This is a genomic window from Microvirga sp. 2YAF29, from assembly GCF_052114605.1.
GTDB lineage: Bacteria > Pseudomonadota > Alphaproteobacteria > Rhizobiales > Beijerinckiaceae > Microvirga.
In genome coordinates this window covers 1-22,324 of the sequence record NZ_JBFRFB010000024.1, presented here as the reverse complement: position 1 = coordinate 22,324, position 22,324 = coordinate 1, and the positions used below count along the sequence as shown (strand labels likewise).

General features: G+C 60.4%; 22 protein-coding genes and 2 pseudogenes. 14 read left to right on the top strand and 10 right to left on the bottom strand.

The genetic code is table 11. The annotated features are described in order from the left end of the window. Positions 1-314: pseudogene (locus tag AB4Y85_RS18810) on the bottom strand (hypothetical protein); the annotation flags it as partial. A gap of 585 nt (positions 315-899) precedes the next feature. Between AB4Y85_RS18810 and AB4Y85_RS18805 the strand changes: the two are divergent. After that, positions 900-1,568 (top strand): transglutaminase-like cysteine peptidase, encoded by a 669-nt coding sequence (locus AB4Y85_RS18805; RefSeq protein WP_441986438.1) that lies wholly within the window; start codon positions 900-902, stop codon positions 1,566-1,568. A gap of 66 nt (positions 1,569-1,634) precedes the next feature. Here the strand turns inward: AB4Y85_RS18805 and AB4Y85_RS18800 are convergent, their stop codons facing one another. After that, positions 1,635-3,848, bottom strand: a complete 2,214-nt coding sequence (locus AB4Y85_RS18800) for a heavy metal translocating P-type ATPase (protein ID WP_441986439.1) — start codon at positions 3,846-3,848, stop codon at positions 1,635-1,637. A gap of 168 nt (positions 3,849-4,016) precedes the next feature. On the opposite strand from AB4Y85_RS18800, the gene AB4Y85_RS18795 reads away from it, so the two are divergent. Further along, complete coding sequence (locus AB4Y85_RS18795; protein WP_441986437.1) at positions 4,017-4,433, top strand: MerR family transcriptional regulator; 417 nt, start codon at positions 4,017-4,019, stop codon at positions 4,431-4,433. A 137-nt stretch (positions 4,434-4,570) separates the two neighbouring features. Here AB4Y85_RS18795 and AB4Y85_RS18790 read toward each other — a convergent pair whose 3' ends face one another. Next, entirely contained in the window at positions 4,571-5,485 is a 915-nt protein-coding gene (locus AB4Y85_RS18790) for an alpha/beta fold hydrolase (protein ID WP_441986436.1), read from the bottom strand. Positions 5,486-5,620: 135 nt separating this feature from the next. Here AB4Y85_RS18790 and AB4Y85_RS18785 point away from each other — a divergent pair, with 135 nt between their 5' ends. From AB4Y85_RS18785 to AB4Y85_RS18740, 10 genes are all read left to right on the top strand, one after another. Continuing rightward, positions 5,621-6,520: a LysR family transcriptional regulator gene (locus AB4Y85_RS18785; protein WP_441986435.1), complete on the top strand. Its 900-nt coding sequence runs from the start codon at positions 5,621-5,623 to the stop codon at positions 6,518-6,520. Positions 6,521-6,893: 373 nt separating this feature from the next. Then, positions 6,894-7,592, top strand: coding sequence for a TetR/AcrR family transcriptional regulator (locus AB4Y85_RS18780; RefSeq protein ID WP_441986434.1), 699 nt, complete (start codon positions 6,894-6,896; stop codon positions 7,590-7,592). Continuing rightward, a complete protein-coding gene (locus AB4Y85_RS18775) occupies positions 7,592-8,407 on the top strand; it encodes an ABC transporter ATP-binding protein (RefSeq protein ID WP_441986433.1) in 816 nt (271 codons plus the stop codon). The genes AB4Y85_RS18780 and AB4Y85_RS18775 overlap by 1 nt, the downstream gene beginning before the upstream one ends. Beyond that, a complete protein-coding gene (locus tag AB4Y85_RS18770; protein ID WP_441986432.1) occupies positions 8,404-9,162 on the top strand; it encodes an ABC transporter ATP-binding protein in 759 nt (252 codons plus the stop codon). Before AB4Y85_RS18775 ends, AB4Y85_RS18770 begins: the two co-directional genes overlap by 4 nt. A gap of 12 nt (positions 9,163-9,174) precedes the next feature. Next, positions 9,175-10,371, top strand: a complete 1,197-nt coding sequence (locus tag AB4Y85_RS18765; protein ID WP_441986431.1) for an ABC transporter substrate-binding protein — start codon at positions 9,175-9,177, stop codon at positions 10,369-10,371. Further along, positions 10,371-11,237 (top strand): branched-chain amino acid ABC transporter permease, encoded by an 867-nt coding sequence (locus AB4Y85_RS18760; protein WP_441986430.1) that lies wholly within the window; start codon positions 10,371-10,373, stop codon positions 11,235-11,237. Before AB4Y85_RS18765 ends, AB4Y85_RS18760 begins: the two co-directional genes overlap by 1 nt. A 4-nt stretch (positions 11,238-11,241) precedes the next feature. Next, the gene (locus AB4Y85_RS18755; RefSeq protein ID WP_441986429.1) at positions 11,242-12,141 is read left to right on the top strand and encodes a branched-chain amino acid ABC transporter permease; all 900 of its coding nucleotides are present in this window, start codon (positions 11,242-11,244) and stop codon (positions 12,139-12,141) included. After that, positions 12,138-12,632, top strand: a complete 495-nt coding sequence (locus AB4Y85_RS18750) for a GAF domain-containing protein (RefSeq protein WP_441986428.1) — start codon at positions 12,138-12,140, stop codon at positions 12,630-12,632. Before AB4Y85_RS18755 ends, AB4Y85_RS18750 begins: the two co-directional genes overlap by 4 nt. 24 nt (positions 12,633-12,656) lie before the next feature. Then, positions 12,657-13,895 carry an amidohydrolase family protein gene (locus tag AB4Y85_RS18745; RefSeq protein WP_441986427.1) on the top strand — a complete coding sequence of 413 codons (1,239 nt, stop codon included), beginning with the start codon at positions 12,657-12,659 and terminating at the stop codon, positions 13,893-13,895. 199 nt (positions 13,896-14,094) lie between these two features. Then, positions 14,095-14,817: a haloacid dehalogenase type II gene (locus tag AB4Y85_RS18740; RefSeq protein WP_441986426.1), complete on the top strand. Its 723-nt coding sequence runs from the start codon at positions 14,095-14,097 to the stop codon at positions 14,815-14,817. A 103-nt stretch (positions 14,818-14,920) separates the two neighbouring features. Here the strand turns inward: AB4Y85_RS18740 and AB4Y85_RS18735 are convergent, their stop codons facing one another. The 6 genes from AB4Y85_RS18735 to AB4Y85_RS18710 all read right to left on the bottom strand — a co-directional run bounded on the left by AB4Y85_RS18735 (position 14,921) and on the right by AB4Y85_RS18710 (position 20,264). Further along, positions 14,921-15,646 (bottom strand): ABC transporter ATP-binding protein, encoded by a 726-nt coding sequence (locus tag AB4Y85_RS18735; RefSeq protein ID WP_441986425.1) that lies wholly within the window; start codon positions 15,644-15,646, stop codon positions 14,921-14,923. Continuing rightward, the gene (locus tag AB4Y85_RS18730) at positions 15,643-16,401 is read right to left on the bottom strand and encodes an ABC transporter ATP-binding protein (RefSeq protein ID WP_441986424.1); all 759 of its coding nucleotides are present in this window, start codon (positions 16,399-16,401) and stop codon (positions 15,643-15,645) included. Before AB4Y85_RS18730 ends, AB4Y85_RS18735 begins: the two co-directional genes overlap by 4 nt. Further along, positions 16,398-17,285 carry a branched-chain amino acid ABC transporter permease gene (locus AB4Y85_RS18725; RefSeq protein WP_441986423.1) on the bottom strand — a complete coding sequence of 296 codons (888 nt, stop codon included), beginning with the start codon at positions 17,283-17,285 and terminating at the stop codon, positions 16,398-16,400. Before AB4Y85_RS18725 ends, AB4Y85_RS18730 begins: the two co-directional genes overlap by 4 nt. A gap of 1 nt (position 17,286) precedes the next feature. Further along, positions 17,287-18,153 carry a branched-chain amino acid ABC transporter permease gene (locus tag AB4Y85_RS18720; protein ID WP_441986422.1) on the bottom strand — a complete coding sequence of 289 codons (867 nt, stop codon included), beginning with the start codon at positions 18,151-18,153 and terminating at the stop codon, positions 17,287-17,289. 52 nt (positions 18,154-18,205) lie between these two features. Next, on the bottom strand, positions 18,206-19,426 hold the full coding sequence (locus tag AB4Y85_RS18715) for an ABC transporter substrate-binding protein (RefSeq protein WP_441986421.1): 1,221 nt from the start codon (positions 19,424-19,426) through the stop codon (positions 18,206-18,208). A 202-nt stretch (positions 19,427-19,628) separates the two neighbouring features. Further along, on the bottom strand, positions 19,629-20,264 hold the full coding sequence (locus AB4Y85_RS18710; RefSeq protein ID WP_441986420.1) for an isochorismatase family protein: 636 nt from the start codon (positions 20,262-20,264) through the stop codon (positions 19,629-19,631). A 146-nt stretch (positions 20,265-20,410) separates the two neighbouring features. On the opposite strand from AB4Y85_RS18710, the gene AB4Y85_RS18705 reads away from it, so the two are divergent. Together AB4Y85_RS18705 and AB4Y85_RS18700 are read left to right on the top strand one after the other, a co-directional pair. Then, a complete protein-coding gene (locus tag AB4Y85_RS18705; protein WP_441986419.1) occupies positions 20,411-21,055 on the top strand; it encodes a TetR/AcrR family transcriptional regulator in 645 nt (214 codons plus the stop codon). A 74-nt stretch (positions 21,056-21,129) separates the two neighbouring features. Continuing rightward, positions 21,130-22,047, top strand: coding sequence for a hypothetical protein (locus tag AB4Y85_RS18700; protein ID WP_441986418.1), 918 nt, complete (start codon positions 21,130-21,132; stop codon positions 22,045-22,047). A gap of 66 nt (positions 22,048-22,113) precedes the next feature. Here the strand turns inward: AB4Y85_RS18700 and AB4Y85_RS18695 are convergent. Next, a pseudogene (locus tag AB4Y85_RS18695) lies at positions 22,114-22,324 on the bottom strand (single-stranded DNA-binding protein); the annotation flags it as partial.

Here is a 22,324-nt window from a genome sequence, read left to right as displayed (position 1 = left end):
TCCTGTCCCCGCAACCAAACACAAAAAGCCCTCGTGCAAATATGCACGGGGGCTTCGTCGTGTCTGAAGCCTGCAACACGCGCCGTGCGAAGCGGCTTCGCCTCTTCAGCGCCTGTTGAGCAAAGCGTGAGGATCCGCGCCTGGTCGCCGTGCAGATCCGCATCGAGACCGCCCTCCTTTGGCGTCAGAACGATCGTCTCGATCAGCGAGCGGATCAGTTCCATTGCATCATCCTTGTGTTCAGTGTCTTCGAGCAAGTTCTCCAGTTCTTCGACTTTGCGGCGGTAAACCGCTGCGAGGTTCGGTCGTGCCACGCGCTTGCCCGTGCACGGGTTTTTCACATAGGAGCAGCGATAGCAGGCGAGCTGCCGGTATAGCGCTCGTTGCTGAGCCAGCTCCTGTCAGCAGGACGAGAGCGATGAGAACTGAGCGCCGTCGGAACCGCGTCGGCGCCGGCAGACGCATCCCGGCAAGATGCGCGGCCGCATCGAAGGGGGACGTGGCGACCTGCCGCCCCGGCTGGAAGGCGGACCTCTTCCAAAGCCGAAAGCGGCTCCTGCCAAACCAGCGACAAGGATGAGGAGGACACCGCGCGTTCTCATCGCTCACATCCAAGGAAAACAAGACCGGCCACGCCGTGGATCAGGATAACGACCGTAAAGAGCGCCGCTATCGCCATGCCCATCAGGATCATGAATCGATGTGGCGTTCCGGCTCCTGTGGAGTCGGGCAGAGGTGTCGGCGCCGCTGCGACATCAAGTGCCCTGTATAGGCAACCACGACTTCGGAACTAAACAGGGTGCGACCTGTTAACTCTCGTTTAACTTCTGCCTTGAGATTGCCCAATCCGCCGTGTCAGGTTTGATGAACAAAACCTTAACGGCACAGCGGTGGGGGCAATGCGGCAACCTCTCTTCGGGTCTCTAAACACCCGGCCTTTTCTCAAGCGTACGCTTCGGCGCGTAGGATTCACGCTGGCGTTGACAGTGATCGCAATGGGAGCGCAGGCGCAGACCCAGACCGGAAGCATCCTGCCGCGTGTGACACCGCCCGTGACGCAGATGGGGGCCGCCAGGCCGATCATAGGCTGGGTTCGCTTCTGCGAGCAGAAGCCGGCGGAATGCGCCGTTGACACGTCGGAGCCCGCCAAGATCAATCTGTCGGCGAAGGACTGGAAAACTCTCAATCAGGTCAACCAGCAGGTGAATGCCGCCATCGAGGCAAAAACCGACAAGGATCATTGGGGCGTCGATGATGTCTGGGGCTTCGCAGAGGATGGCTATGGCGACTGCGAGGATTACCAACTCGTCAAGCGCAAGCACCTGGTCGAAGCAGGATTCCCGCGTCGCGCGCTGCGCATGACGGTCGTGATCGATGAGGAAGGTGCAGGGCACGCGGTCATGATGGTGCGCACCAATCGTGGCGACTTCATCCTCGACAACAAGAAGAACGCCATCCTGCCATGGCACAAGACGGGTTACACCTACATCAAACGCGAAGGCGACCAGGGTTCGACCTGGGCATCGCTCGGCGGCCTGACGTCTCCCACCATGACTGCCAACCAGTAAGGCATGGGGCCGCCACCGTTTCTCGCGGGGCCAGACATTAGGCCCTTTGCCTTCGGCGCATGATCATCACACTCTTCCTCCAGCTGTGAGCAGACGCATGGCGTTGGCCGTGACCAACACCGTCGCGCCCGTGTCGGCCAGGATCGCAGGCCAGAGGCCCGTGATTCCGAGAATGGTGGTCACCAGGAACACAGCCTTGAGGCCGAGCGCGATGGTGATGTTCTGGCGGATATTGGCCATGGTATCGCGGGACAGGCGCACCATGCGGGCGACGTCGAGCACACGTCCGTGCAGCACCGCAGCGTCGGCGGTTTCCAGCGCCACGTCCGCGCCGCCACCCATGGCGATTCCAACATCGGCGGCGGCGAGGCCCGGAGCATCGTTGATGCCGTCACCTATCTTGGCGACCACCTGACCCTTGGCTTGAAGGTCGCGGATGATGGCCTGCTTGTCCTGCGGCAGCAATTCGGCGCGCGGCTCGATGCCGAGCCCGACAGCGATGACTTGCGCCGTGCGGTGATTGTCGCCCGTCACCATCACCGCATCAACTCCGGCCTCTTTTAGAGCTTCAAGCCCCGCCTTGGCATCGTCGCGCGGCTCATCGCGCATGGCGATCAATCCGGCAATCTCATGTCCTGCGAGAAGCACCGAGACGGTTTTGCCTTCATCGTTGAACGCGGTGATGCGAGCCAGCTGCTCAGGCGTCAACGCCACCTTCTCCGCCGCCGCCTTGGGCGAGCCGAGAAAAAGCGACACGCCGCCGACGCTGCCGACGACACCCTTACCATTCAGGGCGCCCGCATTCGCGGCAGGCGGAACCGGAGCCTTGGCCTCCGCAGCCTTTGCGATAATGGCCGTGGCGAGAGGATGGCTCGATCCTGTCTCCAGCGCGGCGGCCAGGGACAGCACCTCTTGCTCGGAGCGCGCAAGGGCGACCACGTCTGTCACTTTCGGCTTGCCCTCTGTGAGCGTGCCCGTCTTGTCGAAGGCTGCGATGGTGATTTTCCCGAGGCTTTCCAGCACCGCACCGCCTTTCATCAGCAAGCCACGCCGGGCGCCTGCCGACAGACCGGCAGCGATGGCGGCAGGTGTCGAGATCACGAGTGCGCATGGGCAACCGATCAGCAGGATGGCGAGGCCCTTATAGACCCATTCTCCCCATGCGCCTCCGAAGAGAAGCGGAGGCGCGATAGCGACAAGCGCACCGACGACGAGGACGGCGGGGGTATAGTAGCGTGAAAAGCGGTCGATGAAGCGCTCGGTCGGCGCCTTGCTCTCCTGCGCTTCCTCCACGAGGCGCACGATGCGCGCGATGGTGTTGTCCTGCGCCGCGGCGGTGACACGCACGCGCAGCGCGCCATCGCCGTTGATCGTGCCTGCGAACACCATGTCATCGACACCCTTGCGTTTGGGTGTGCTCTCGCCAGTCACCGGAGCCTCATTGATGGCGCTCTCGCCGTCGATGATGCCGCCATCGGCAGGAATACGGTCGCCGGGGCGCACGAGGATGATGGAGCCGACAGCAAGGGTCTCGGCCTGGACCTCCTCGGTCCTGCCGTCGCGTTCGAGCAGCGCGGTCTTGGGAACGAGCTTCGTCAAGCCTTGAATGCTTGCGCGTGCACGTCCCGCAGCAACACCCTCCAGAAGCTCGCCGACGAGGAACAGGAAAACCACCATGGCGGCTTCCTCGGTGGCGCCGATGATCACGGCGCCGACGGCAGCGATGGTCATCAGCATCTCGATGGAGAACGGCGTTCCGAACCGCGCGGCCACGATGGCGCGGCGGGCAATGGGAACGAGGCCGACAGCCATCGCGAGGACGAAAGCCCAATGTCCGGTCCACGGCACGAGCTGGCCGATGCAGTAAGCGGCCACGAGCGCGAGGCCGCAGGCGATGGTCAGGAGGCCGCGTTGGCTCTTCCACCAGACGTCGTCGCTCGAACCGTGATCGTGCAGATGCCCATGCAGGCCGGCTGAAGCCTCGGCACCATGATCGCGCTTGTGGCCACGGTCGTGATGATGATCATGGCCGCAACCTGGTCCATGCTCATGATCATGAGCATGTTCGGCCTTCGGCGCAGATGCAGAAGAGCTTGCGGGCTCCTGTCCCGTCACCTTGAAGCCGAGAGTTCCGATGTGTTTGGCGAGGATATCGAGAACGACCGTGTCGTCATGGACAACGGTCACCGTGCCCGCCGGAACCGAGACGTTGACCTCCGCCACGCCCGGCACGCGCTTCAGGGCATTGTCGATCTTGGCTGCACAGGATGCGCAATCCATTCCGGAAACCCGGTAGCGGGTGCGCTGTCCCTTCGGAAGCTCGGCTTCGAGCTTCCCTTGGGAAGAGCCTGGCAGGTTGCACGCCTCAGACATCGCAAAAAACCTCTTCACATCGATTCGAGGAGACCCTACATCTTCTAGTGGCTAGAGGTTCAAGAGGTTTATTCGATGTCTCTGACGATCGGCGAGCTCTCGCGACAGACCCAGGTGAAAATCCCGACCATCCGCTATTACGAGCAGATCGGCCTATTGGCCCCGCCGATCCGGACGGAAGGGCAGCAGCGGCGGTACGCTTCGGACGATATCCGCAGGCTCAACTTCATCCGCCATGCACGTGAACTCGGATTCGAGGTCGATGCCATCCGGCAGCTTCTCGGTCTCACGGGCACGCCCGACCGCGCCTGCGGCGAAGTCCATGAGATCACCAAAGCCCATCTCGAAGAAGTAAAAGACAAGATCGCTCGGCTCACCGCCCTTCGCGACGAGCTCGAGGCCATGGTCGCGTGCGATCACCGTAGGGTCTCCGAGTGCCGGATCATCGAGGTGCTGGCGGACCATGAGAAGTGCCAGCACCCGGAGCACTGATGAACATGACCTCAGTGGCTGACATCAAAGGTTCGGCCAGGGCCAGGAACCGAGATTCCCTGCATTGCATTCTCGGAACGTCCGTCAGGTTGTCTGTCATTCGTTGGTGTGACCGAATGGCAGCAAGGCGGAGCCGTTCATTGGGCCGAGAGGAAGGAGCGAACCATGGCGCTTGTCGCCGTTGGGTTATCTTCCATGATCCAATGGCCTGAATCAGGAATGGTCCCTTCGGTCACGTCACTGGCGGCAAACCGCATCACGGTCGCCATCATCGGGCCAAACGATTTCTCGCCCCCAATCGCCAGCACCGGCATCTCGAGCTTGCCCTTGGCAGCAAGGAACGCCTTGTTGTCGACGGCGTCCTGATCGAATGCGGCAAACTGGGCGAAACCCGAGTGCGTGGCACCCGGCAGGGCATAGAGCTTGGCATAGTGCTCCCGTGCGGCCTCGGTGAAGCGGCTGGGTGTGGCTGAGAATTCGTTCCAGAAGCGATCGAGATAGATGCGCTCGCGGCCGGCGACGAGACGCTCCATGTCTGGGCCTCCAAACCGGAAGTGCCACAGCAGCGGATTCTTCAGGATCTCTTCCCATGGGCCGATGCCCGGCACCGGAGCATCGATCAGAACAAATCGCCTTACCCGTTCCGGGTGCTGGACGGCGAAGGCGTAGCCGACCATGTTGCCGATGTCGTGAGTGACCAGATCGGCGCGATCGATCTTGAGTGCGTCGAGAACACCTGCCACGTCGCCGGCTTGGGTTTTCTTATCGAACCCTGCTTCCGGCTTGGAGGACAGCCCCAGTCCGCGAAGATCCGGAACCACGACCGTATGATCACGAACAAGGTCCTGGGCCAAGGGAGCCCACATGTCGCCAGTCTCGCCGTAGCCGTGCAGCAGGATGACTGCCGGGCCCGTACCGCCGACGCGAACATGGATCGTGGCGCCGTTGGTTGTAATCTCCTGCGTCCGGACCTCCGCTGGGAACGAAACCTGCGCAGTGGCGGGCAGTGCGATGGCCGCAGCGCCAAGGGCACCGATGACGAATCTAAGCATTGGGCATCTCCGATCAACGGGCGAGCTTGAGCCGCGATGGCCGCCAGCGCTTCTCCGTTCGAGGCAGATATAGCGTTGACCCACCTCCCGGATTAGACTGCGAAAGGAGAAACTGGCCGCCGGAAAGACCGAACGATGATGAAGCTCGATGGCATCGCGACCTTCGTCGCCATTGCGGAAGCCGGGTCGATCAGCGAGGCAGCGCGCCGGCTGAGATTGTCAAAGTCCGTAGTCAGCGACCGATTGGTCGAACTCGAACGCAGCCTTGGTGTCAGGCTCGTGCATCGGAGCACACGCAGGCTGAGCCTGACGGAGGATGGGATCACCTTCCGTGAGAGAGCATCCCGCATCGCCCAGGAGGTCGAGGAGGCGATGGCGGAAATGGCCCAGCGCAGCGGCGCTCTGGTCGGCCCGTTGCGCATCTCCGCACCTGTTACATTCGGCCGAATGCATCTCGGACCGGCGGTTTATCCGTTCCTCACCAAGCATCCCGGCATCGAGCTGACGCTCGATCTTGATGATCGGCGGGTAGACGTGTCCGCAGAAGGTTATGATGCCGTGGTCCGGCATGGTCCACTCCTGGACTCACGCCTGGTCGCTTGGCGGCTGGCGCCAAGCCGGCGGGTTCTCGTCGCATCGCCGGATTACCTCGCGCGGCATGGCACCCCAGGCTCGGCAGGCGACCTCGAGGGCCATCGCGGAATTTTCTATACCAACCGGGGCGTCGATGACTGGCGGTTCCCAGGCCCAGCCGGAGCGACGATCGTTCGCGGCCGGGCGGCCTTGCGCGTGAACAACGGCGACATGATGCGGGACGCCGCGCTCTCCGGGATCGGCATTGCCCTTCTGCCGACTTTTATCGTCGGCTCCGACATCACAAGCGGCAGTCTTCAGGTCATCGATGTCGGCGTCAGGCCAGCGCCCGAGTTCATCTATGTCGCCCATCTAGAGGGCCGACGGCCTTCCGCCAAATTGAGAGCCTTTGCCGAATGTTTGCGCGAAGCGTTCGGAGATCCGCCTTATTGGGAGCCTTGAATACGCGCCCAGCTTCAATGCATCGGCAGGACCGCTTCAGATCAGCAAGCGAAGTTCAAAGCATTTGAGGAAGGTCCTCTTAGCTTGTTTAGGTTGGCCAAGCACGCATGTCGGAAAACGGCCCAACACGGTCTGCTTTCAAATCTGCGGCGAATGAATCGAAAGAGATAACATTTCTATTTGTTCCGACTTGTGCCGATGACGGTCGTGGTGGAAGGCGCAGTGCCGACATTGAGATTGTCGACACTAGAGAGCCAGAATGACTGCCTGAAAAGGGTGCATCTAGTCCAAAAGTTGGACTCGGATGACAAACAAACAGGATTGACGGTTTCTATTTTGATCCCGATGTTCGTCTTACCTTACGGAAGCGAACATGATGGACCGCACGAAGAGAAGAACGCAGCAGGAGCGGACCGCCGATACTACGCTCAAGCTGCTCAATGCGACCATCGACCTGCTTCATGATCGCGGTCTCTACCGGATGTCCACCTCCGACATCGCAGAAGCGGCGGGAGTCTCACGAGGCGCACTGACACATCACTTCAACTCGAAAGAAGAAATCATCGCTGCGGCGGTCTCGCATCAATTGAACAACGCCACAGCTCAGCTCCATGCCATGGCGGAAGGCATACGCCAATCAGGTGGCACTTCCGATGAGATCGTCGATTATCTGTGGCGGATGATGAACGATCGCTTGTTCTACGTCACGATGGAGTACCTGCCCGAAGCGCGACACAACGCCGAATTTCGTCAGCGCATCATCCCCGTCGTCAAGGAATTTCACAAGGGCCTCAACTCCGTGTGGGCCGAGCTTGCCGGGCAGGTCGGCGTCGAGGTCGATCATGCGCTTGTCCTGATGAACACGACGATGTGCATGATCCGCGGAATGATCGCGCAATCTGCGGTGAGGGTGGACCCGAACTATTTCAACGCTCTCCTCGGCTTCTGGAAGGAGAAGATGCGCAGTGAATTCATGCCGAAGAGTGAGGGAGTGAACTCGCCAATTCCAAGAGGTGCGGCCCTCGAAATCGTCGAGACGAAATCAAGCAATCGCAAAGTGAGGAAAGGATGATGAACCTACACACACACGCAGAGGCGCATGCACCGAAGCTTCAAGGAGTGGCTTCGCACCCGCTGACGGTGGAGGGCGTTCATCTTGCGTTTGGCGGTCTGAAGGCTCTGGATGGCGCGTCGTTTCGCATTCAGCCAGGCATCGTCACCGGATTGATCGGGCCTAACGGCGCCGGGAAGACGACGATGTTCAACGTCATATCCGGTCTGTATCAGCCCGATGCCGGCAAGATCACGTTCATGGGCCAATCCATCGAACGCTTAAGGCCTCACCTCATTACCCGTCTCGGGCTTGTACGGACATTCCAGATCGCGCGCGGTTTCCCTAAGCTGACGGTGTTCGAGCACCTCATGGTCTATGGCGCGCAGCAGCCCGGCGAGAGCATTGCTACGGCCCTGCTGGGATCAGCCAGCGCGCGCCGGCGTGAGGCGGAACTGGCCGAGAAGGCTTTGTCCATTGCTTCACGTCTGCGGCTGTCTCATGTCATCGACAACAAAGTGACGGATCTCTCAGGCGGGCAGAAGAAGCTTCTTGAGATCGGGCGTGCGCTCATGGCCGAGCCGCGCATGATCCTCTTCGATGAACCGGCGGCAGGCGTGAATCCCACGCTCGCGGAAGAAATCGGCGATCATCTGCTTTCGCTCGTATCGGAGGGAATGACTGTTCTTCTCATCGAGCATGACATGGCGCTGATCGAGCGGATCTGCGAGCGCGTGATCGTGATGGCGCAGGGGCGGACGCTCGCAGAAGGCACCTTCGACGAGGTGCGGGAAAATCATGAAGTTCAGGACGCATACCTCGGAGGCCGCAGATGAGATTGCTTGATGTCACGGACATCGTCGGCGGCTATGCGACGGCTGAGCACATCGTCAAGGGCGTCGCGCTGAGTGCCGATGCGGGCGAGGTCGTGACGATCATAGGCCCGAACGGCGCAGGAAAATCGACGGCGCTCAAGCTGATTTCGGGCTTGCTCACTCCTTCGCAGGGCAAGGTCCTGATCGGGGGAGAGGACATCACCCGGCAATCGCCTCAGGCGATTGCGAAAGCAGGTCTCGGCTTCGTTCCGCAGGAGCGCAATGTCTTCGGAACATTGTCGATTGCGGAAAACCTCGAAGTCAGCTGCCTGTTCGAGCGCGGCGCGGCGAAGAGCCGGATGGAAGAAGCTTATGCCCGCTTCCCGATGCTGTTCGACAAACGCCGCATCTCGGCAAAGAGCTTGTCGGGTGGGCAGCGTCAGATCCTGGCCATGGCCATGGCTCTCATGGGCAAGCCTCGGGTGCTCCTGCTCGATGAGCCCACCGCCGGCCTCAGCCCGAAAGCAGCTCACGAGCTATTCGAGTACATCCGCCGCATCGCCAACGAGGGCATCGCGATCTTGATGGTCGAGCAGAACGCCTTGGAATCTCTCGAGGTATCCGACCGTGCCTATGTGCTCGTCGACGGATGCAACCATCTTGATGGGCCGGCCCATGCCGTTGCCAACAATCCTGATATTCGCCGGCTTTTCCTGGGCGGGCGCGCCACCAAACCGACCGGGGTGGACATGCAATCCGGTCTCCAGCGTCACTAAAGAGGAAGATCAATGACCGACATCACGCGCAGACATATTCTTGGCGCAAGCCTGGTCGTTGCAGGCACGATGGCAATGCCGGCCGTCCTGCGGGCCCAGACCGGACCAATCAGGCTCGGAACCCTTACACCGCTGACGGGCTCGGGCGGCTCCTATGGTCCCGTTATGGCGAATGCCGTGAAGAAGGCCGCTGAGGAAATCAACAAGGCTGGCGGCATTAATGGCCGCGAACTGCTCATCATCTCGGAAGATGACCAGACCAGCCCTGAGGCAGGCCTGCGCGCAGCCCGCAAGCTCATCGACATCGATAAAGTCGCCGCCATTATCGGCACATGGGCTTCTTCGGTGACGACAGCAGTCGCGCCTGTGTGCTCCCAGTCAGGCGTCTTCCTCTCGACTGTCTCGGGAGCAGAGTCCATCACGCAGCTTCCCCACCAGGGCTTCCTGATCCGCACGCAACCGACCACCACTCTACAGGGCATCAAGTTCGGCGAGTTCGCTCTCAGCAACAATGCCAAGAACGTGGCTTTCGTATCGCCACAGACGCCATTCACTGAATCTCAGTACGCCTCTCTGACAAAGGTCGTGACGGCTGCCGGCGGCAAGACCAGCTCGCTGATTTACGACGACAAGAAAACCACTCTGCGCACCGAAGTGGATCAGGTTCTGCGCAGCAAGCCCGATGCCATCGTCATGGGTGGTTACACGAACGACACGGCCGTGCTCGTGCGCGATCTTTATCGCGCCAGCTTCAGCGGCCAATTGTATGGCTTTGCCTATGCCGTGAACAAGCAGCTCGTGGACGCGTTGCAGGGCGATGTGAGCGAGGGCATCTACACCTTGGCCCCGTCTCCGGCGGAAGGCAGCGGTGCCTACAAGCATGTTGCCCAGCTACTCGGTATCGACACGCCCGATACGTATAGCTGCCAGGTCTATGACCACCTCAACCTGATCGCGATGGCACTGGCCGTCGGCAAGGGCGATACCGGCACGGTGATCAAGGACAACATCCGCAAGGTCTCTCAGGGTGGCGGTGAGCGCGTCGAGAATGCAGTCGATGGCCTGAAGCTCATCGCTGAAGGAAAGAAGGTCGATTACGACGGCGCTTCCGGCCCCTGCGACTTCACGGATATCGGCGACATCACGGACGCCAAGTTCCGGTATGAGCAGGTCAAGGGTGGCAAGATCACCCTGCTGAAGATCGCCTGATGTTCGACGCGGTTCTTCAAGCCCTTGTCAATGGCGTGATCGCCGGAGCGCTTCTGGCGATTCCGGCGATCGGCTTCAGCGCCATTTTCGCGGTGTTGCGGTTCCCGAATTTTGCGATTGGTGCGCTGGCGACAGCCGGCGCCTACTTCGCCTGGATCGCGAACGTCAATTTCGGGCTCCCGATCGTGGTGGCGGCCGCCGTCGCGTTCGTGAGTGCGGCAATCTTCGGGGCATTGCTCGAATACGTCGCACTGGACCGTCTCGGACGGGGCGGCGCGCTTATGAAGGCCATCGGATCGCTCGCTATGGCGATGGTCATTGAAAACATCGTGCGCTTCGCCTTCGGCAACGATCTGCGGGCGTTCGATCTCCCGCTGGCCCGCGACTTCGTCGTCGGACCGATCCGGATCGGTCCTCAGCAGATCACCAATTTCATTTTTGCCTTGGTGATCATGTTGGCCATCTGGGCGTTCCTGTCCTTCTCGACGCTCGGACGCTCCATGCGTGCCGTCGCCGACAACCCGGATTTGGCACGCCTCAAGGGCATCAGCCCGCGCTGGATCGCACTTATCACTGTTGCCATCGGCAGCGGTCTGTGCGGCATTGGCGGCACGCTGATCGGGCTCGATACATCCATCGATCCTCTGCTCGGCGGACGCGTGCTCCTGTCCGTGTTCGCCGCCGCGGTTCTTGGCGGGCTCGGGAGCATTCCCGGCGCGGTGGTCGGTGCCTTTACCATCGGCATCGTGGAGGAGTTCACAGTGTTGGCGCTGGCTCCAGCCTATCGTCTCGCGGTCGGCTTCATCGTCATCCTGGTGGTGTTGGTGATCCGGCCTTCAGGTCTCCTCGGTAGCAAGGCGAGATGACGACATGTTAACCTATATTCTCTTCACGCTCGTTGTCGGCTCCGTTTATGCGCTTCTTGCGCAAAGCCTCATGTTGTCCTGGGGAACGGCGGGCCTCGTCAATCTCGGGCTCGCCGGTTTCTTCGCTGTTGGCGCCTATGCCTCATCCATGCTCACCACATGGGGGCATGCGCCGATCATTTTGGGCGTCTTCGCGGCCGTTCTGGCAGGCGGCGTTGCGGGCTTGCTCGTCTGCTTCTCGACGCTTCGTCTGCGAGACGATTATCTCGCCATCGTGACTCTCGGCTTTGCCGAGATCGTCAGGATCGTCGCTTCCAATGAAGTGTGGCTGACCGGAGGTACGGACGGCATCTCCGGCGTTCCGGTCATGATCGCCCGCGATACCGGCATCTGGTTCCATCTGGGAACGCTGCTCATCACACTCGCTGCAGTCGCTGCGGTCTACCTGCTTCAGCGCAGGTTGCTCTCCTCACCGTGGGGGCGTGCCATGCGGGCCATTCGCGAGGATCAGACTGTGGCCTCCGTGGCAGGAAAGAGCGTCGTGCGCTTCAAGGCCCAAGCCTTTGCGCTCGCCGCTGCCATAGCGGGTCTCGCCGGTGCTCTCTACGGACACTACACGAGTTACGTCGCGCCCGACCAGTTCCAGCCGCTCGTGACGATCTACATCTTCCTCGCGGTGACCGCGGGCGGAAATGCTCGTCCCGCCGGCGCGGTCCTCGGAGCTTACCTTCTCATCGCCTTTCTTGAAGCAACGCGCTTCATGGCCGAGCTCGCTCCTGGCGTCACGGCCCTGCAAGCCGCTGCTCTTCGAGAAATCGCCGTCGGTCTCGGCCTTGTCATCATCCTGACACTGCGCCCGGACGGCATCCTTCCTGAACGCTCACAGAAAGCGCCAGCCCTATGACCAACGAAGTTGTCAAAGCCTACCTTACCGTCACCGATGCAATTGCACAGGACGCCTCGCCGGAAGCGGCTTACCAGGCCGTCGACAAGGCCGTCAAAGGCCTGATCGGCCATGGCCTTTTCACCATCCTTGTGCGTTGCGAAGGCGGCGAAGAGGTGGAGCGGGTCTACTCGTCGCAGCCTGATGCCTATCCGGTGCAGGGCCGCAAGCGCATGGGTCCGACCCCTTGGGGCGATCTTGTTCTTACGCGTAAGCAGACCTTTCTTGGACGCGACAAGGAGGCCATCCGTTGGGCGTTCCCCGATCACGAATTGATCGAGAGCCTGGGCCTCGGCTGCGTCATCAACGTGTCCGTGCAGGAAGGCGGAGAGATCCTCGGAACGCTCAATGTTCTGGATAAGGAAGGGGCCTATACCAGCGAAGAGCAGGTTGCGCTCGTGCGTTCCTTCACGCCGCTGCTGATCTCCGCCCTCACGAAAGCCCGGAAGTAAAACACACTCCTTAGGAGACACGAGTTGTCCACCATTCTGTTCAAGAACGCCAACATCCTCGATGGGCAGAGAGACGAAGCTCTCCCCAATCACAATGTTCTCGTGGAGAACGGCGAGATCCGTGAAGTGTCAGACGGCCCGATCACCGCATCCTCCGCGCGGGTCATCGATCTCGCAGGCAAGGCGCTGATGCCTGGCCTGATCGATTGCCACGTTCACGTGATCGCCAGCATCGCCAATCTCGGTGCGAATGCGGAGCTGCCGAATACCCTGGTCGCGCTCCGCTCGGCCAAGATCATGCGCGACATGCTGATGCGCGGTTTCACCACTGTGCGCGATCTGGGCGGCGCCGATCACGGCCTCGTCATGGCGATCGAGGAAGGACTGATCGAGGCCCCGCGCCTCGTCATCTGCGGCAAGGCTCTTTCGCAGACCGGCGGACATACGGATTATCGTGGCCGCTACCATTCCCGCAACGTCGATTATTATGCCGACAGGGCAGGGACCCTCGGTCGAGTCGTCGACGGCGTCGATGACGTTCGCCGCGTCGCACGCGAAGAGATCAAGGCAGGCGCTCAGTTCATCAAGATCATGGCGAATGGCGGCGTCTCGTCGCCGACGGACCCGATCGCGTTCCTCGGCCTGTCGTCCGATGAGATTCGCGCTGCCGTCGAGGAGGCCCGCAATGCGCAGACATATGTGGCGGCCCACCTCTATACCGATGAGGCGATCCGCAGGGCGGTGGAACTGGGCGTTGAGTCGATTGAGCACGGCAATCTGATCACTCCAGAGACCGCGAAGCTCGCGAAGGAGAAAGGCGCTTATGTGGTGCCCACCAACGTGACCTTCCATTATCTCGCCAAGGAGGGTGCATCCTTCGGATTGCCGCCGGAATCCGTCGCCAAGATCGAGGATGTGCGCGGTCAGGGTCTCGCCGCGCTCAAGACCTTGCACGATGCAGGCGTCATGATGGCCTACGGCTCCGACCTGCTGGGCGAGATGCACAAGCATCAGTCCGACGAGTTCACGCTGCGTGGGGACGTTCTCCCGGCCATCGAGGTGATCCGTTCGGCCACGATCAATGCAGCCAAGGTCGTGAAGCAGGAAGGCAAGCTTGGTGTGATCGCACCCGGTGCCTATGCGGACCTCATCATTGTCGATGGCGATCCGCTGAAGGACCTCTCGCTCCTGACCGGACAGGGCAAGCATATGCCGGCGATCATGAAGGCCGGACGGTTCGTGAAGGACGAACTGGCCGCCTGAGCGACGACCGATCACAAAACGACATGATCATGAGATGCCCCGGAAAATCCCGGGGTGTCTCGATTGAGCCGGACAGCGCACTTTTAGGCCGCGCCGCAAGTTCGATCCGCAACGGGAGTGCAGCGGCGGCGTATCAACCGGCATCACGTTGCGCGCGGCCGATATTCGATAAAGCTGGTTCAACAGAGGAGGATTCCCGATGCGCCTGACTGATTTCAAAGTCCTGACATTCGATTGCTACGGAACCCTGATCGACTGGGAAAGCGGAATGGTCGAGGCACTCAAGCCCCTCACCAGCAAAGTGTCACGCCCGCTCACCCACAACCAGATCCTGGAAGCTCATGCCCGCCATGAATCCTCGCAGCAGCTTCAGACGCCGACGAAGCTCTATCGGGACCTTCTGGCCATCGCTTACAAACGTCTTGCGGAGGAATGGGGCGTCAGCGCTTCGCACGAAGAATGCGCCGCTTACGGCCGCTCCGTCGGCGACTGGCCGGCCTTCGAGGATACCGCCGGCGCGCTTCAGTACCTGAAGAAGCACTACAAGCTCGTGATCCTTTCGAACGTGGACAATGAATCGTTCAGCTACAGCAACAAGCGCCTTCAGGTGGATTTCGATGCGATCTACACGGCGGAGGATATCGGCTCCTATAAGCCGAGCCTGAAGAACTTCGAATACATGATCGATAAGCTCGGCAGCCTGGGTGTCACCAAAGGCGACATTCTCCATACGGCGGAGAGCATGTTTCACGACCATAAACCCGCGAACAGCATGGGCCTTACCTCCTGCTGGATCTATCGCCGGCATAAGGATGAAGGCTTCGGTGCGACCATGCATCCGGGTGATATGCCGAAATACGATTTCCAGTTCACGAGCATGGCCGAACTCGCCAGGGCCCATCAGGAGGAGATCCGCGCCTGAAAGCATTCGCGGGAAACGGGTTGTTACGAGGCCGCTCAAGCTCGACCGTGAACTGCCCGAATGCATCTCCTTCGCTTCCTTGGCTGGTAAGGCCAAGGAAGAATCATGTCTTCCCTGATGAAACCTCTCTTCCGCGACCGAGATAGAGTTCCGCTGCCTTTGGATCCTCCAGCAGGGAGCGGGCATCTCCTTCGAGAGCGACCAGGCCGCCGTCGAGGATGCAGCCCCTATCGGAAATCTCGAGGGATTGACGAGCCCGTTGCTCGACAATCAGTACGCTCACTCCCAGCGATGGCAGGCGAGCAATCAGCTTGAAGGCATCGGCGACTTTCGCCGGTGACAAGGCGGCTGTCGGCTCGTCGAGCACCATGACCTGCGGGCTTGGCATCAGCGCACGCGCGAAAGCCAATTGCTGGCGTTCGCCACCGGACAATCGCCCGCTCCGTTCCTTCTTTCGCTCCCGAAGAAGGGGGAACAGCTCGAACATTTCCTGGATGCGGGCGGAACGATCCTTGACCCCCTCGACCACCTGCAGGTTCTCGAGGATCGTGAGGGAGGAGAAGACGTTGGCCACCTGCGGGACGTAGCCAAGTCCTCTTGCCACGCGCTCCTCGGCGGAGACTGATGTGATATCTCTTCCGGCCAGCGTGATGTTCCCTGCGACACGAGGCAGAAGGCCTACGATGGCCTTGGCGAGAGTCGATTTTCCCGCCCCATTGGTTCCTGCAATGGTAAGGATCTCGCCTTTGTTCAGCGTGATCGAGACGCCGTTCAGGATGTTGATCTCCGTATAGCCACCCATCACGTTGTCGATTTGAAGCAGGCTCATACGGAACCTCCAAGATAGGCTTCCCGAACATGTGGCAAGTCGAGCACCTCATTGGGATTTCCATCCGCGATGACCGTACCCTGCACCATCACGGCCATGCGTTTCACGAGACGAGTCAAGGCGTGAAGATCATGCTCGATGATCACGAAGCCGATGCCGCGTTGGTGCAGGTCGCTGATGCGTTCCATGATTGTCTCGATCAGCACGGGATTGACGCCCGCGAAGGGCTCATCGAGCAGGATCATCTTCGGTTGAACCATCAGCGTTCGCCCCAGTTCCAGAAGCTTCTTCTGACCGCCGGAGAGCTTGCCGGAGGGATGGTCGGCGACATGATCCAGCTTTAGGAAGGTGAGAATCTCGCTGACTTTCTCGGCGAGCTTCGCCTCCTCCTCGCGAACCTTGCCGGGCCGGAAGAAGAGCCCAAGCAATCCCTCACCGGTCTGGTTGGGAGCTGCGGCCGTGAGATTTTCGCGTACGGACAGGTGAGAGAATTCCCGTGGCACCTGGAAGGTTCGCACCATCCCGGCATTCGCGCGGGTCTCGGGGCGCATGTTGGTAATGTCGCGCCCCTCGAAGCGGACCTTGCCTTCATCGGGGGCGATGAAGCCGGATATCACGGAAAAGAGCGTCGACTTTCCAGCTCCGTTTGGGCCGATGATGCCGAGCAGCCCGTCGGTTTCAGCCGTCAGGGATACGCCGCTCAGAGCCTGGAAGCCGCCGAAGCTTCTGCCGATGTGATCGATTTCGAGACTCATCGCTTCGTAAAATCTCCCATGATCCCTTGAGGCTTGAACAGAGTGAAGAGAATGAGCGCGAGACCCACGATGCCGATACGGACGGAGCCCATCTCCGATTGCGCGACGCCCGGGATCAGATCGGGAAGGAAGCGAGATCCTTCCAGGAAGGTCATAAGGATCAATGCGCCAATGATCGCACCGGATACACGGCCGACGCCGCCCATGATGATCGCCATCCAGACATAGAAGGTCACCAGCGGGATGAACTGATCCGGCGCGATGTAAGTCACGTAATGGGCGTAGAACGCACCTGCGAGACCGGCAAAGGCTGCTCCCACCACGAGGACTTGGATTTTGTAGCGCGCGGGATCCTTGCCGAGGGCCTTGACCGCCTCCTCGTTGTCGCGGATGGCTTCGATGGTGCGCCCGAACGGAGAGCGCGCGATGCGATGGATGATCCGCGCGGCAATGATTGTTGCAATCAGGACCGTGGCCATGACGGCAAGCTGCGCGCCGATCCCGATTCTCATTCCGGAATAGAGGCGCGGGATGCCGGGAATGCCCTGAACGCCATGCGTGAGCCATTGCTCGCTGATGATGACGATTCTCACGACTTCGGAAAAGCCGAGCGTAACGATGGCAAAATAATCGTCACGCAGGCGAAGCGATATCAGGCCGATAGGAAGAGCCGCAAGACCGGCAATCACCATCGCACCGACAAAGCCGACAGCAATAGGAGCGCCTGCGAGAGTGAGCAGGGCGCTGACATAAGCGCCGATGGCGAAGAAGCCGACATGGCCGAAATTGATGAGTCCCGTCAGCCCGTATTGCAACGTCAGTCCGAGGCTCAACAAGGCGTAGATGAGGCCGATTGTTGCGATGGCGATGAAATAGGCTTCCATGTCAGCGCGCTCCCTCAACCTTGCCGAACAGGCCCTGCGGGCGCACCAGCAACACGACCAGCATCACGATGAAGGACAAGGCAATCTTATAGGTGAACCCGACGAAGGGAGTCGAGAGTTCCTGCGCGACGCCGATCAGGAGACCGGCCAGAACGGCGCCGATAGGTGAGCCGATGCCGCCAAAGATCGCAGCCGCGAAGACCGGAAGCAGCATATCCCATCCGATTTCGGGCGTGACGACGGTCTTGATGCCGAGCACCATTCCCGCGATGGCCGCTGTCGCGCCGGCGAGGACCCACAATGCGATCATGACAGGCTCAGGGCGAATGCCGGACACGCGGGCAAGATCGCGATTGTCCGATACGGCGCGCATCTTCCTGCCGATGGATGTGAGGTGAAGGGTGCCGAAGATGATCGCGAGCATCACCCCTGCGACCGCCGCCAGTTGAAGATCCAACGGGCTGATCCGCAATCCACCGATCAGGTAAGGCCGGGTGAGGGGAAGCTGAATGACGTGTTGGCTGTGCCCGAAGCTCAGGCCGAGCAGGGCACGCAGAAGAAAGCCGATGCCGATGGAGACGATCATCAAGGCAACCACGGGACGCCCGGTCAACCGACGGAAGATCAGCAGATGAACGGCGACGGCCCAGGCGGCTGTTACGATGATAGCCACCAGGCCTCCTACGATCAGCGATCCGCTGATGGAATACCCGCCCAATGCGCCATACGCGCCGAGGGTCATATAATCCCCGGTTGCCGCATTCGGAAAGCGAGCGACACCGAAGACGAGCGTAATTGCAAGAGCGCCCAGGCCGATCACGAGGCCCTGGACCACGCCATTCAAAATCAATTGTATGTAGAACACCAATTACTATCCCGGTGAGAGAAGGGGTCGCGCAAGGCGCGACCCCGCCAATGACCTAAATTCGGACGACGTACTTTCGCGAAAGCTGGCCGTTTGTGAAGGTGTTCGCGCCGAAATCGGGAGAGGCATCTCCATATTGGTCGAAATCGAGAATGGATGAGGCGCCGTCGAAATCGATCTGTCCGTTCTTGAGGGCAGCCTTCGCCTCGGCGTAGGTGAAAACCTTCTTCCCTTCCGGATTCGCGATCTCACGGATCTTGGCGTTGATGGCTGCGGTATCGGCCGATTGCGCAGCTTCAATGGCCAAAGCCAATGTGTGAATCATGTCCCATGTCATCGCGGCATAGGGGTTCGTCGATCCGGGCTGACCAGTTGCCTTCTTGTAGGCTTCGTCGAATGTGGCATAGGCGATTCCGGTTTCATTCGGAATGCTGTTGACGCCGATAATGCCTTCGACGACATCCGGGCCGAGTGCTTTGGCGAGGTCGGGATTGGCTGCGAAGCCTGGCATCACGAATTTCACGGGTTGGCCGCTCTGATACCATTCGCGCAGGATAATCGTCGTGTCCGCCAGATACGAGCCCATGACGATCACATCCGGATCGGCCGCAAGCACCTTCTGCAATTCGGAACGGTAGCTGGCCTGATTAGGCTCATAGACGACGCTGGCCAAGATCTTGTTGCCCTTGGCCTCCCAGGCCTTGCGGAAGCCCTCGACGTTGCCGATACCCGATGCGTTGTTGAATGCCATGGTGGCAGGGCGCTTGAAGCCTTCGCGGGCACAGACCTCGGCAAAGGCGCGACCATAGCGATCATTCGTAGCCTCGAAGCGATAAGCGAGGCCCTTCGCATTGGCCGGGGCAATCGAGAGGGCCGGCGCACCCGAGGTGTGCATCAGAAGAATGTTCGCGTCATTGGTGAGCGGCGCAACCGCCAGTGAGACGCTGGACGCCCAGGTGCCGATGATGGCCTGGACGCGGTTGGCGTCGATGAGCTTCTTGGCGGCCAGCACGCCAGACTGCGGCTGCGTTTGATCATCTTCGGAGATCAGCTCGAGCTTTCGTCCTGCGGCGCCTCCCGCCGCATTGACGACTTCAAGCGCGGCCTGCATCGATTTCAGCATCCCTGGCCCGAAGGTCGATCCCGATCCGGTCAGCGGGAGGATCGCTCCGATGCGGAACGATTCCTGTCCCTGCGCACGCAGGATCGACGGCGCTGCAAGCAGGATGCCTGTGGCACCAATGGTGCCTAGAAATTCGCGACGTGTCTTCTTCATCTGTCTTCCCTCTTTTTCGTATCAGATGCCTGGTTCGACTCGTTCTTGGGTTGTTGCTCGTTCTCGTATCGGAAGTTGGATCGTATTCTCTGCCTGTTTTTGCCAACGAATGCTCGAATGAGCTTCACTCTTATCAAGAAGGCGGTATGGCGATTTACGGAAGCGAGCGCGGCCTGATTGGGCCGCGCTCTATCCTGCGATGTCAGTGGGAGTTCTGGCGGTGCCAGTCTTCCAGATAGGCCAACACGGTCTGCAGATCGGATACATCGACATAGCGCCGTCCAAGATCGCGAAGGTTATCGCGGTGCGGCTGCTCCTCGATGTCGCCGACGCAATCTTCCGGAACGATCGTGCGGTAGCGATAGCTGAAGCTGTCGATGGAGGTGGCGCGGATGCAGCCGCTGGTGTTGCAGCCCGTGACGATCACGGTGTCGACACGCTCCTTGGTGAAATAATCGCTGACGCCGGTGTTGAAGAAGATGGACGGCGCCTTCTTGCAGATCGTTAGGTCGTATTCCGGATCGTAGATGCGCGAGTCGAATGCGGCGCTCGGATGGTCATGGCGGAATGTCTCACGCACTGCCGTGATCTTCCAGTAAGGCATCTCACGTTCGTTCATGTAAGCGGTGTTGCAATTCGCAATCGGAACGTTGTAACGCCGGGCGACCTCCAGGAGCTTTGCCGTGTTCTCGACAGCTCTCATGACGAGAGGCGCGCCGCCGAGCGGATATTGCGGGTCGGTGAATCCTGTTTGGAAATCGACGACCACGATGCCGGGCTTCTTTCCGAACCCGACCGGAATCTCGCCGTAGCTTCTGTTCTTGTAGTCATCCGCCATATCTCGCTCCTTTTCTGCCGCCTTCATTGGCGCGTGATGACGCAACGTAAATGGCATAAAAAAACAAGCAAGATTGTTTTTATTAGGCGAGTTGATTAATTGTTGTGCATCGCATCATCGGGCTTGGCTCCAGAAGGGACGCAACAATGCTTCGATCTGTCCGGCAGCAGCAGGCAAGAAGCCTCGTCACGCGCCAGCGTCTCATCAACGCGACCCTCGAGGTCATCTACGACGTCGGGTATCATGCGGCGACGACGCAGGAGATTGCCGAGCGGGCCAAGGTCTCGCGTGGGGCTCTCCTCCATCATTTCCCGACGCGGGCCGACATCATTCTGGCCGCGATGGAGGCGCTCCTGGACGACGGCACAACGGAGATCCGCAAAGTCGCTCAGGAGATGCGCAGCGGGGAGGTGGAACTCGATGCCTTCGTCGACTTCCTCTGGTCGCTTTTTTCCGACCGCTTCTTCTACCTGTCCCTTGAGATGATCACCGAAGCGCGCAACGACGATGAGCTGCGGGAGCGGATGATCCCTGTCGTCAAACGATTCCATGAGGCGCTGGACGCCACCTGGGTGGAGTTCTGCGATGCCGATAAAAGGCCGGCCCGCCAGGCGAGGATTATTCTCAACCTGACGGTCTGCCTGGTTAGAGGCATGGGGGTGCAGACCGTTCTGCGGCCTGAGCCTGGCTATTACCGGGATCTTCTGGAAGCATGGAAAGCCCTGCTGCCGAGCCTCATCGAAGGCAAGACCGGAGACGCAATGTTCGAAGGACAATGGTTCAGGGATTGAGCGGAAGAGCGCTGTAGATCGGATCCAATCGGATCAACGAAGGTTGTTTCTGTCAGAGGCAACAGGGAGCACCGATGGATATCGCGGCGTCTGCTTTCCAGATCATGCCGTCTGATGGTGAAAGGGCAGGGGCCTTTGCTGCCTTCCCTTATGATCGCGAGCTCGTGCGCCGGTTCCGCGAGGCCTTCCCACGTGCGCGGTGGCGCAGCGAGGAGCAGGGGTGGTTCGTGCCGGGAACGACGGCGGAGAAACGTCTCAATACGTGGATGGCGCAGGAACTCGAAACGCTCGACAGGCATGCCGATGCAAAGGGCCGCGATGCGTATCTCTTCGAGCCTCTGGAAAGCGCCTATCTGGCGGTTGAGGACGACCTGAGAGTGCGCACGCCCTATTCGCAAACCATCGTCGATGCGTTGCGGTCTATCCCTTGGGCGCGATGGAATCCCGATCAAAGAATTTGGCATGTTCCGTTTCGCTCATACGAGCAGTTGCGGCAGCTCTGGCCAACCATTGAAGAGGCCGCACGGCGCAACGAGCCGGAAGAACGTAAAAAACGGCGCGAGGAGAGGAGGCTCCTGGGGCCTGAGCCTCCGGATCTGGTCCAGGCGGAAAGGCGGCGCAGGCGCTTTCCTGTTCCGGGCGATGACCTGCCTCCACTGGATATGCCCCTTGCTACCATTGCCTGGGGCGTGGTGGTTTTCGAGGATATCGATCCTGTGCCCATTCATGAGGCCGCCGAAGCCGACCTTTATCCGCATGCCGCCGGCCACCCGGGCCGCTATGTGTGGGCACGATGGCGCATGCCAAGTCTGCAGGAAGTCTACCGCACGAAGCCTCGTCGTGAACCTGACGATATGCTTCTGAGAGAAATCCGTGGTTGGTGGATGCCAAGCCGCGATGAGCTGCAGGAAAGAGCCCGCAAGCTGCGCGAGATCGAGCGTGCGCAGCGCTCGCGCGAGATGTCTCTCAAGAACCCGGCGAACGTGCGCTGATCGGAGGCGATCATGAAAAATCCGGGCTGGTTGGCCCGGATTTCAAACTCAGATGAACGTTGCGCTTTAGAACGGAATGTCGTCGTCGAAATTACTGCGGCGAGACCCTTCGCCGACAGGCTCGGGCCTGCGCTCCATGGGGGATGAGCGTCCGAAATCGCCACCGCGGCTGATCTGGCCGCCGCCTTCCTCCTCGCCGTATTCCGACGAGCCGCCGCCGCCGCCCGAGCGGGCGTCCAGGATCGTCAGGTCGCCGCGGAAGCGCTGCAGAACGATT

Coding starts and splice junctions, on each gene's coding strand:
- AB4Y85_RS18725 (WP_441986423.1), bottom strand. CDS start 17,285: ATGGAAGCCTATTTCATCGCCATCGCAACAATCGGCCTCATCTACGCC.
- AB4Y85_RS18785 (WP_441986435.1), top strand. CDS start 5,621: ATGATGAAGCTCGATGGCATCGCGACCTTCGTCGCCATTGCGGAAGCC.
- AB4Y85_RS18750 (WP_441986428.1), top strand. CDS start 12,138: ATGACCAACGAAGTTGTCAAAGCCTACCTTACCGTCACCGATGCAATT.
- AB4Y85_RS18765 (WP_441986431.1), top strand. CDS start 9,175: ATGACCGACATCACGCGCAGACATATTCTTGGCGCAAGCCTGGTCGTT.
- AB4Y85_RS18760 (WP_441986430.1), top strand. CDS start 10,371: ATGTTCGACGCGGTTCTTCAAGCCCTTGTCAATGGCGTGATCGCCGGA.
- AB4Y85_RS18780 (WP_441986434.1), top strand. CDS start 6,894: ATGATGGACCGCACGAAGAGAAGAACGCAGCAGGAGCGGACCGCCGAT.
- AB4Y85_RS18735 (WP_441986425.1), bottom strand. CDS start 15,646: ATGAGCCTGCTTCAAATCGACAACGTGATGGGTGGCTATACGGAGATC.
- AB4Y85_RS18740 (WP_441986426.1), top strand. CDS start 14,095: ATGCGCCTGACTGATTTCAAAGTCCTGACATTCGATTGCTACGGAACC.
- AB4Y85_RS18715 (WP_441986421.1), bottom strand. CDS start 19,426: ATGAAGAAGACACGTCGCGAATTTCTAGGCACCATTGGTGCCACAGGC.
- AB4Y85_RS18790 (WP_441986436.1), bottom strand. CDS start 5,485: ATGCTTAGATTCGTCATCGGTGCCCTTGGCGCTGCGGCCATCGCACTG.
- AB4Y85_RS18705 (WP_441986419.1), top strand. CDS start 20,411: ATGCTTCGATCTGTCCGGCAGCAGCAGGCAAGAAGCCTCGTCACGCGC.
- AB4Y85_RS18730 (WP_441986424.1), bottom strand. CDS start 16,401: ATGAGTCTCGAAATCGATCACATCGGCAGAAGCTTCGGCGGCTTCCAG.
- AB4Y85_RS18710 (WP_441986420.1), bottom strand. CDS start 20,264: ATGGCGGATGACTACAAGAACAGAAGCTACGGCGAGATTCCGGTCGGG.
- AB4Y85_RS18805 (WP_441986438.1), top strand. CDS start 900: ATGCGGCAACCTCTCTTCGGGTCTCTAAACACCCGGCCTTTTCTCAAG.
- AB4Y85_RS18795 (WP_441986437.1), top strand. CDS start 4,017: ATGTCTCTGACGATCGGCGAGCTCTCGCGACAGACCCAGGTGAAAATC.
- AB4Y85_RS18700 (WP_441986418.1), top strand. CDS start 21,130: ATGGATATCGCGGCGTCTGCTTTCCAGATCATGCCGTCTGATGGTGAA.
- AB4Y85_RS18775 (WP_441986433.1), top strand. CDS start 7,592: ATGAACCTACACACACACGCAGAGGCGCATGCACCGAAGCTTCAAGGA.
- AB4Y85_RS18755 (WP_441986429.1), top strand. CDS start 11,242: ATGTTAACCTATATTCTCTTCACGCTCGTTGTCGGCTCCGTTTATGCG.
- AB4Y85_RS18800 (WP_441986439.1), bottom strand. CDS start 3,848: ATGGATTGCGCATCCTGTGCAGCCAAGATCGACAATGCCCTGAAGCGC.
- AB4Y85_RS18770 (WP_441986432.1), top strand. CDS start 8,404: ATGAGATTGCTTGATGTCACGGACATCGTCGGCGGCTATGCGACGGCT.